Origin of the sequence: Chitinophaga sp. (assembly GCF_035564935.1) — a bacterium.
Taxonomy (GTDB): Bacteria; Bacteroidota; Bacteroidia; order Chitinophagales; family Chitinophagaceae; genus Chitinophaga.
This window is the reverse complement of the sequence record NZ_DATMTE010000720.1, coordinates 1-10,176: the sequence shown is the minus strand read 5'-3', so window position 1 is coordinate 10,176 and position 10,176 is coordinate 1. Positions and strand designations below refer to the sequence as shown.

At 48.5% G+C, this 10,176-nt stretch carries 6 protein-coding genes; 4 read left to right on the top strand and 2 right to left on the bottom strand.

The genetic code is table 11. From position 1 onward, the window contains the following. The first annotated feature begins 172 nt into the window (after nt 1-172). A complete protein-coding gene (locus tag VN105_RS18565; protein ID WP_325643024.1) occupies nt 173-1,429 on the top strand; it encodes an ectonucleotide pyrophosphatase/phosphodiesterase in 1,257 nt (418 codons plus the stop codon). A gap of 71 nt (nt 1,430-1,500) precedes the next feature. On the opposite strand, the gene gcvP is transcribed toward VN105_RS18565, so the two are convergent. Next, nucleotides 1,501-4,329 carry an aminomethyl-transferring glycine dehydrogenase gene (gene gcvP, locus VN105_RS18560; protein WP_325643023.1) on the bottom strand — a complete coding sequence of 943 codons (2,829 nt, stop codon included), beginning with the start codon at nt 4,327-4,329 and terminating at the stop codon, nt 1,501-1,503. A 197-nt stretch (nt 4,330-4,526) separates the two neighbouring features. Between gcvP and VN105_RS18555 the strand changes: the two genes are divergently transcribed. Next, on the top strand, nt 4,527-5,021 hold the full coding sequence (locus VN105_RS18555) for a YkgJ family cysteine cluster protein (RefSeq protein ID WP_325643022.1): 495 nt from the start codon (nt 4,527-4,529) through the stop codon (nt 5,019-5,021). A gap of 40 nt (nt 5,022-5,061) precedes the next feature. On the opposite strand, the gene VN105_RS18550 is transcribed toward VN105_RS18555, so the two are convergent. Beyond that, a complete protein-coding gene (locus tag VN105_RS18550; protein ID WP_325643021.1) occupies nt 5,062-6,318 on the bottom strand; it encodes an MFS transporter in 1,257 nt (418 codons plus the stop codon). Between the two features lie 141 nt (nt 6,319-6,459). Between VN105_RS18550 and VN105_RS18545 the strand changes: the two genes are divergently transcribed. Together VN105_RS18545 and VN105_RS18540 are read left to right on the top strand one after the other, a co-directional pair. After that, a complete protein-coding gene (locus VN105_RS18545) occupies nt 6,460-7,689 on the top strand; it encodes a PQQ-dependent sugar dehydrogenase (protein ID WP_325643020.1) in 1,230 nt (409 codons plus the stop codon). Nucleotides 7,690-7,940: 251 nt separating this feature from the next. Next, nucleotides 7,941-10,061 carry a carboxy terminal-processing peptidase gene (locus VN105_RS18540; protein WP_325643019.1) on the top strand — a complete coding sequence of 707 codons (2,121 nt, stop codon included), beginning with the start codon at nt 7,941-7,943 and terminating at the stop codon, nt 10,059-10,061. Nucleotides 10,062-10,176 lie beyond the last annotated feature (115 nt).

Below are 10,176 nucleotides of genomic sequence, written 5' to 3'. Positions count from 1 at the left end.
ATTTGGGGAGATGAAATAGCCATAGTAACTCATGGCTGCAATTTTTTTAACGCATTTATAATCAGGTAATGCCGTTTCGAGTGGAAATACTTTTCTAATTTGCGCCTCATTATAACCCGGTCATCTGTTATTCTCCCCATTTATTACCATGCTATCATAAATATCATAAAACGTGAAAAAGATTTTTCTATTAGCCGCAGTCCTGTTATCAGCCAGCTTTGCCGGTTACGCACAGGATACTGCCCAATTGGTGGTGGAAGGCAGAAAGAACAGTGCTACCCAGCAATCGAAGCCCTATGTTATTATGATTTCCATAGACGGCTTCCGGTACGATTATGCGGAGAAATACAATGCACAGCACCTGCTGCACTTATCAGATGGCGGTGTTCGCGCCACGGCTATGCAGCCTTCTTTTCCATCGCTTACATTTCCCAATCACTATTCACTGGCAACGGGCCTTTACCCTGCGCACCACGGGCTGGTGGACAATTTTTTTTACGACCGTAAACGTGATGCTGTTTATAAAGTAGGCGATCGCGCAGCAGTAGAAGATGGTACCTGGTATAACGGCATCCCGCTTTGGGTATTGGCGGAAAAACAACAGATGATCAGCGCCAGCTATTTTTGGGTAGGATCAGAAAGCGCTATTCAGAATATACGTCCCACTTATTATTTTAAGTACCAGGAAAAAACGGGTATTGATCAGCGTATCAGCCAGGTGATAAACTGGCTTCGCCTGCCGGAGGAACAACGTCCGCACCTTATTACTTTCTATTTTCCGGAAGTGGATCATAAGGGGCATTCCTGGGGACCGGACAGCGACAGCGTGCGGAATGCCGTACAATTTGTAGATGCCGCCATCGGTAAAATGGTAGCTGAAGTGGCTAAGTTAAACCTGCCGGTAAACTTTATCGTAGTATCAGATCATGGTATGATGCAGGCAGATACTGTTAACCTCATCAGGCTGCCCGATGCACCGGTACTTCAGCCGCTGAAAAGCATAGCAGGCAATGAAAAGGTAATGCTGTACGGAACATCCGATGAGGAAATTAAAGCTGCTTATGATTATCTTAAGCAACATGAAAACCATTATACCGCTTACCTGAAAAAGAATACGCCGGAGAGATGGCATTATGGCCAGGAAGATATTTACAACCGCATCGGTGATATCATCCTGCTGGCGGAACCCAACTATATTTTTGGAACAGGAAAAAAAGTGAGTCCCGGTCACCATGGATACGATAACAACCTCACTAATATGAACGCCATATTCATGGCCTGGGGGCCGGCTTTTAAAGCGCATAGCCGTGTTGCCACTTTTGAAAACGTACATGTGTACCCGTTAGTAGCAAGAATACTGGGGCTTGATATTACACAGCCTATCGATGGCCGCCTGGAAGTGCTGGAGCCGGTTTTACAACCTTTGTAATCAGTATAAAAGAAAGAAGGGGAAAGATCACATGATCTTTCCCCTTCTTTCTTTTACATCAAACCAACAGCTTATACTGCTGCTTCCTCATAGGCACTTGCAGGTTCGCAGGTACATATCAGGTTCCTGTCGCCGAAGGTATTGTTGATACGGCTTACAGAAGGCCAGAATTTATTTGCTTTCACATACTCCAGCGGGAATGCTGCCTGCTGACGGCTGTATGGACGGGTCCATTCATCGGCAGTGATCACCTGTTGGGTATGCGGTGCATTTTTCAATACGTTGTTTTGCTTATCGCTTTGGCCCTGTTCTACTGCGCGGATCTCTTCACGGATAGCCAGCAGCGCGTCGCAGAAGCGATCCAGTTCACCTTTGTCCTCGCTTTCAGTAGGTTCAATCATGATAGTGCCAGGAACCGGGAAGCTCATGGTAGGTGCGTGGAATCCATAGTCCATCAGGCGTTTGGCCACATCTTCCGCTTCAATACCGGCAGCAGCTTTAAACGGACGCAGATCTACAATAAATTCGTGTGCACAGGTGCCATTAACACCGGTATACAGGATATCGTATGCTTTTTCCAGTCGTGCTTTCATGTAGTTGGCATTCAGGATCGCAAACTGCGAAGCCTGTTTAACGCCATTGAATCCAAGCATGCGGATGTAAGCGTAAGAGATCAGCAGGATGCTTGCAGAACCGAAGGGCGCTGCAGATACTGCGTTGGAAGGTTTGCCATCGTTCAGTGTAACGTGTCCTGGCAGGAATGGGGCCAGGTGTTTGGCTACGCAGATGGGGCCCATGCCGGGACCGCCGCCGCCATGAGGGATAGCGAAGGTTTTATGCAGGTTCAGGTGGCAAACATCTGCACCGATCAGTCCGGGTGCGGTTAAGCCTACCTGGGCATTCATATTGGCGCCGTCCATGTATACCTGTCCGCCGTGTTCGTGTATGGTAGCGCAGATATCTTTCACACTTTCTTCATATACACCGTAGGTAGATGGATAAGTGATCATGATACCGGCCAGGTCTTTACTGTGGGTGGCTGCTTTCGCTTTCAGGTCATCCACATCGATGTAGCCGTTTTCCAGCGCTTTTACAATCACTACCTTAAAGCCCGCCATCACTGCAGAAGCAGGGTTGGTACCGTGTGCGCTGACAGGGATCAGCATCACGTTACGGTGGCCTTCACCTTTACTCTTCTGGTATTCACGGATCACCAGCAGGCCGGCGTATTCTCCTTGCGCACCGCTGTTAGGTTGCAGGCTGCAGGCGTCAAAGCCGGTAATTTTGCTGAGGTATTCGCCCAGTTCCTCTGCCATCTGTAAGTAACCGCCTACCTGGTTTTTAGGTGCAAAAGGATGCATTTTGCTCCAGTGCGCCCAGCTCAGGGGAATCATTTCAGTAGCTGCATTAAGCTTCATGGTGCAGGAACCCAGGGATATCATGGAGGTGTTCAGGGAAAGATCCTTGTTTTCCAGCAGCTTCAGGTAACGCATCATCAGTGATTCGCTGTGATAGCTGTTAAACACCGGGTATTGCAGGTAAGGAGAAGTACGTTGCAAACCGGCAGGGATACCGGTGGTACCGTTGGAAACGGCTGCTGCATCGGTAGTACCTGCGCCAAATATGTGCAGGATATCGTTTACATCGGTAATGGTAGTGGTTTCATCGAGGGAGATACCTACATTGCCGTTGGCGAAATAACGGAAGTTGATACCCAGTGCTTCTGCGGCGCCTTTTACATCAGCGCCTTCTACTACAATAGTATCGAAGAAGCTGTCGGATGCCAGTTTCAGGCCCTTGGCCTTCAGTTTAGCCGCCAGTGTAGCGGTGAGCAGGGAAACACGGGTAGCAATATTTTTCAGCCCTTCCGGACCATGGTATACTGCATACATCGCGGCCATATTAGCCAGCAGAGCCTGCGCGGTACAGATATTGGAAGTTGCTTTTTCACGTTTGATGTGCTGTTCGCGGGTTTGCAGTGCCATACGCAGTGCGCGGCCGCCGTTGGCATCAATGCTTACACCAATGATACGACCGGGGATGGAGCGTTTGAAGTCGTCTTTCACGGCGAAGAAAGCAGCGTGCGGACCACCAAAGCCCAGTGGAACGCCAAAGCGCTGTGCAGAACCAAAGGCTGCATCCGCGCCCATATCGCCGGGAGAGGCGAGAAGCGTTAGCGCCAGGAGGTCTGTTGCCATCCCTACAAATGCGCCTGTTGCATGTACCTGGTCGATGAAAGCCCGGTAATCGGCTGCAGCGCCCACATTGTCCGGATACTGGATCAACGCGCCAAAATATAATCCGTCGAACGTAGCGGTTTTATAATCGCCTACCACTACTTCAATGTGAAGCGGGGTAGCGCGGGTATAGATCACATCCAGTGTTTGCGGATATACATTCTTATCTACAAAAAATTTAGGCCTGCTTACATGGTCATGATCCTTGTTCAGTGCATTGAAGAACATTGTCATGGCTTCTGCAGCTGCAGTGGCTTCATCCAGGAGGGAAGCGTTGGCAATGGGTAAACCGGTGAGGTCGCACACCATTGTCTGGTAGTTTAATAAACTTTCCAGCCGGCCCTGGGAAATTTCCGCCTGGTAGGGGGTATACTGCGTATACCATCCCGGGTTCTCAAATACATTACGCAGAATAACACTCGGGGTAATGGTGTCAAAGTAACCCTGGCCAATATAGTTGCGGTATACTTTGTTTTTCAGCGACACTTCCTTCAGGTGGCGGAGATAGTCACTTTCGCTCATCGCGGCTGGAATAGCCAGTGGCTGTTGCATGCGGATGGCGCCGGGAACGGTTTTGCTGATCAGCTGGTCCAGGTTGGAGGCCCCGATGGTTTCCAGCATCTGGTTGGTCTCTCTTTCATTCGGCCCTATGTGACGGTGCACGAATTCATTTTGTTGAATATCAAAAAGATTCATGATGTAAGCAGGTAATTTGAAATAGAATGCGCAAAGCTATGCAGATTTTAAGCAACCGCCAAACAATCAATGCTGGCGGGGGAAAACAGTGATAAATGACCCATCAGGGAACGGGGTCTGTGTCATAAGTTTGTCCACCAACTATTTGCCTATCTTTGCATCAAATGAGCAAAATATTAGAAGACTGGCAACAGAAGGCCCAGGATAAGCAAAAAGCCAATAAACAGTTTCTCGCAAAGCTGCAAACCCGCCGCGGTAAAGGGGTGGAGAAGCTGTTGCCGGACCTGCATGAAGAAGCATTCAGTAAAATTGACTGCCTCGGATGTGGTAATTGCTGCAAAACCATCAGCCCCCGTTTCAAAGGACCCGATATCAGGCGCATTTCCAAACATCTTGGTATGAAGGAGGGCGAATTTATTGATACCTATCTCCGGATCGATAAGGATGAAGACTATGTGGTGAAGTTTACGCCATGCCCTTTCCTGGGCGATGATAACTACTGCGGGATCTATGATGTACGCCCAGGTGATTGTGCCAACTATCCTTATACAGACAGCTACGATTTTTTCAAACGCCCCAAAATCACTTACGAAAACAGCACCGTTTGTCCGGCCGTTTATTATGTGCTGGAAAAGTTAAAAGAAAAGATGGATCTGTAATATTGCGGGCGGTTAGCCCGTAAGCGCTAACTGCCGCCTGCTAAGGTTTCAGATCCAGCTTACGCATAGCCGGTGAAATTACATAAGTGGTGATCACCACGCCCAAAGTAACACATCCCCCAAACACAACAGAAGGCACCAAACCTATTGCCCTGGCCATAAAGCCGCTTTCAAAAGCGCCCAGCTCATTGGAAGATCCCACGAACATGGAGCTTACAGAAGCCACCCGCCCGCGCATATCATCCGGGGTTTTTAACTGCAGGATAGTTTGACGGATAATCACGCTGATGCCGTCCAATGCACCACTGATCAGCAACGCAAACATCGACAGGTAAAAGCTGGTGGAAAGACCGAACCCGATAATGGTTAAACCAAAGCCAAACACCGCTGCCAGCAGTTTGATGCCGGGCTTGTTCACCAAAGGCCGGTGCGCCAGTATGAACATGGTGCCCAATGCACCTACCGCCGGCGCTGAACGTAGCAGCCCGTATCCCAGGGAACCCACATGCAGTACGTCTGTAGCAAATGCCGGTAACATAGCTACCGCACCGCCAAACAATACGGCAAACATATCCAGTGCCATTGCATTCAATACCACTTTGGTTTTCCACACAAACCGCATCCCTTCTGTAAGGCCGGTTACAAAGCTTTCGCCTTTAGATTTGTAATAAACAGGTTTGGGTTTTATCTGTAACAGGCTGTATAAGGGAGCCAGGAAAATAAATACGACTATCAGCATAGACCAGTGTACCCCGAACCAGTGTATAAAAAGCCCGCCCAGCGCGGGACCCAGTACACCGCCTATTTGCCAGGCAGAACTGCTCCACGTAGAGGCGTTGGCGTAAAGTTCACGGGGCACCAGCAGCGACAACAGGGTAAAGGTGGAAGGGCTTGTATAAGCACGCACAATGCCGCCCATGAAAACAAGCAGGTAAATAAGGTTAAGCACCCAGTGCTTTGAAACACCCGCCACTGCACGGTCCCAGGTTAAAAGAAATAATCCTGAGCTGATAAAAAGATAAGCGATCACACATTTGAGGAGCATGGCCCGTTTCTCCCGTTTATCCACCATATGTCCCGCAAAGGGCGCCAGTAACACGGCAGGAATTACTTCTGCCAAACCTATCAGTCCCAGTGAAAAAGGATCTTTGGAAATTTCATATACTTTCCATTCTATGATGGCAAATTGCATTGCCAGCGCAAATACAAGGGCAAAGCGGATAACCAGGTAATAATTGAATTCCGGAAAGCGTAGCGAAGCGTATGGGTCGTTCTTTTTCGATGCCGTAGTGTCCAACCTGATGAGTTTTTTGCGAAGGTACAAAAATCAGGAAACGCGACGGCAGAATATGCAACAATCCGCTTCACCGCTCACCACAATCAATTCGTCCTTTCCGCTTTCTGGATTATATTTATTCTGCATTAATACCGCAGTTCTATGGAAATACATACCCTTATTTTCCGCGCTTTACTACCGGCGCTGTTTATACAGATTGCCTGCGCCGGAAACGGTTCTAAAGATGACAGCCCTGCACCTCCGGAGCCTGCGGCCCGGAAAGCGAAGCTACAGCTGGTAACCGACCAGTTTATCTCTCCGGTAAACATGGCCGTGCCCGGAGATGGCAGCGGCAGGTTATTTTTTTGTCAGAAAGAAGGTAAAGTATGGATCGTACGGCAAAACAAGCTGTTGCCGGCTCCTTTCCTGGATGTGAGCAGTGATATGATTTCCGTAAACCCCGGCTACGATGAACGGGGCCTGCTGGGGATGGCCTTTCATCCCGATTTTAAATCGAACCATAAATTTTATGTGTATTACAGTTCCCCGAGTAAAAAAGCAGGTTTCAATCATACCAGCCGCCTGGTAGAGTTCACCACCAGGACGGATAATCCTGATCTTGCCAATCCCGCGTCTAAAAGGATTGTACTGGAAGTGGATGAACCGGAATCCAATCACAATGGCGGCCAGCTGCAGTTTGGCCCCGATGGCTATTTATATGTGGGCCTTGGCGATGGCGGCGGTGGTGGCGATAAACACGGCACTATTGGCAATGGACAGGATCTCAATACTTTATTGGGTAAAATATTAAGGATAAATGTCAATGGAACACCCTATTCCATACCGCCGGATAATCCGTTTGTAAACAAACCCGGCGCCCGGCCTGAAATATGGGCCTATGGCCTTCGTAACCCCTGGCGCTTTTCATTCGACAAAAATACCAAAATGCTTTTTGCCGGGGATGTAGGACAAAATAAATATGAAGAAGTAGATATCATTACCAAAGGCGGTAACTATGGCTGGCGTATCCTGGAAGGAAACCACGATTATAACGTGCCGGCGGGAACCGACAAGTCGCCGCTGATTGCACCCATCCACGAATATAGCCACGATGTGGGGATAAGTATCACCGGAGGTTATGTATACCGCGGGAATGCTATCCCGGCACTGAAGGGATTATATATTTTCGGGGATTACAACGGGAAAACCTTTATGCTCATACCCAACGGGAAAAAATGGGACAGCGCCCCACTGGAACTCACCGGCCGTCCGGCCGAGAACCTCCAGATCCTCAGCTGGGGGGAGGATGAACAGGGAGAACTCTATATGCTTGCCAGCACTTCCGGTAGCAGCGGCTTTAAAGGAGCCGTGTACAAGCTGGTAAAAGAATAATTCCCGGCAACATTCCGGCCCCTTTAACCGTTTATTATAGGCCTGTCTTTGACGGTATCCCCGAATGGAGCCGCCTCAAAGGCAGGCTAACAGGTACTGCAGCGAGCCGGAAAAGCAGCGCTTTTCAGCCACGTATCTCGCCCGGTGGCCGTTTGGCCCAATTTTTTGTTAAAAGGAAATAAATTGCTCAACCGACGGTTGATTTTATTTTATATTTGATTTGACAACGTTTAAGTTCAATTGAGATACATATGAGACTGAAAGTGATTATACCGGTTGTGCTGCTTAGCATCTCCGCAGGCGTGTTGGCTTTTAATAAGCTCGGACATAATGACGATCCTCCGGGTCGTTATGAGGTGATCATGAACCTGGTGGGCCAGATGCTGAAAGAAGGACATTACCAACCCAAAGCAATAGATGACAAATTCTCCACCGAAGTTTTTAATAAATACCTGCGTAGCCTGGACACGGAAAAGAAATTTTTCCTGAAAACAGATGTGGATAAACTGATGCCGCTCTCCGTTCATATTGATGATGAACTGAAAGGTGCGCCCATCGATTGTTTCCGCAGTATCAACGCCCTGATCAAACAAAGGGTGGCCGAGGCGGCAGCTATTTACCCGGAAATTCTCTCCAAACCTTTTGATTTTACCGTAGATGAAAAGGTAACACTGGACCCTGATAAGCTGGACTATCCTGCAGATGAGAATGCCCGTAAAGAATCCTGGCGCAAGGTATTGAAGTACCGCACCCTGGAAAAACTGACGGATCTCCAGGAAATGAGGGAAAAAGACAAAGGCAAGGACAGTGTTAAAGCCAAAACCGATGTGCAACTGGAAGCAGAAGCCCGCGTAAAGGTGAAACAATTGTACGACCGTTACTTTGAACGCCTGAAAAACAGGCAGAACGATAATGATCGCTTTAACCTTTATGTAAATGCGATCACCACTACCATGGATCCGCATACTGACTACTTCCCGCCGGATGAAAAACGTGCATTCGAAGAACAGATGGCCGGTAAATTCTTTGGTATCGGCGCCCAACTGAAAGAAGAAGGCGATAAGATCCGTGTGGTAAGCATCGTAACAGGAAGCCCCAGCTGGAAACAGGGACAACTGAAAGCCAATGATGTGATCCAGAAAGTGGCGCAGGGAAATGCCGAACCAGTGGATATTACCGGTTACCCCGTAGAAGATGCGGTGAAACTGATCCGTGGTAAAAAAGGCACTCCTGTGAAACTGACCGTAAAAAGCGTGGATGGCACTACCAAAGATATCACCATCGTGCGTGATGAAATTGTGACCGAAGAAACATTCGCCAAATCAGCGATCATCAACGGGCAGCATAAAATAGGCTACATCTACCTGCCGGAATTTTACGCCGACTTCAACGACCGTAACGGCGCCCGCAGCGCAGAAGACGTTGCCAAAGAAGTAGCTAAACTGAAAGCAGAAAATGTGGAAGGCATCATCCTCGATCTCCGCTTTAACGGCGGCGGCTCCCTCCAGGATGTAGTGCAGATGGCCGGCCTGTTCATCCCGGAAGGCCCCGTGGTACAGGTACGTTCCCGTGGCGGCGATGCCGTGGTACTGCGCGACCGCGACAAGAATGTGCAATACGAAGGTCCGCTGGCTATTATGGTAAACGAATACAGCGCTTCTGCATCTGAAATCATGGCCGCGGCCATGCAGGATTACAAACGCGCAGTGATCATCGGCAGTACCCAAACATTTGGTAAAGGAACTGTACAGCGTCTCTTCAACCTGGACGATTTCTACCCGGTAAAAGACGGTGGCAGCCTCGGTGCCCTGAAGCTTACCCAGCAGAAGTTCTACCGTGCCAACGGCGGTTCTACCCAGCTGAAAGGTGTGGCTTCAGATATCGTATTGCCTGATCCATACTACGAAATAGCAGAACGCAAAGATTCTGATGCCCTGGCATGGGATGAAATTCCCCGTGCGAGCTTCGCCGCCTGGTATAACCCGGTAAATACCGAATCGCTGAAGAAGAGCAGTGAAAAAAGAATGGCTACCAGCCCCGCGTTCAGATTACTCAACGAGAACCTGAACACTTTAAAGAAGCTGGAAAAACAGGAAACTTATTCACTGAACCTCCAGACCTATAAAACAGAACAAAAAACAAATACCGCTGCACTCAAAAAATATGATGCAGTAAATGATAAAGTAAAAGAACTCAATATCGTAAACATCAAATCCGATATGGAAAAATTTGGTGGTGATTCTTCCAAGATTGCCCGTAATAAGGACTGGATCAAGATCAGAACCAAAGACATCTATCTCGATGAGGCTGTGAACGTAATGAACGACCTGATCGTTCAGTCATTGCCTAAAATGCAGCGAAAGAACCAATAGCGGAGGGGATCGCCTTCGGCGATTGTCTTGGAACACTGATTACGCTGATTATACTGATTAGTTTGATTTTCTTTTTTTGATTTAAAAGATTAGGGAAGATAGAAGCGGATGTCCG

Excerpts from the sequence above, each read along its gene's own strand:
- VN105_RS18545 (WP_325643020.1), top strand. The coding sequence starts at position 6,460 with ATGGAAATACATACCCTTATTTTCCGCGCTTTACTACCGGCGCTGTTT.
- VN105_RS18540 (WP_325643019.1), top strand. The coding sequence starts at position 7,941 with ATGAGACTGAAAGTGATTATACCGGTTGTGCTGCTTAGCATCTCCGCA.
- VN105_RS18555 (WP_325643022.1), top strand. The coding sequence starts at position 4,527 with ATGAGCAAAATATTAGAAGACTGGCAACAGAAGGCCCAGGATAAGCAA.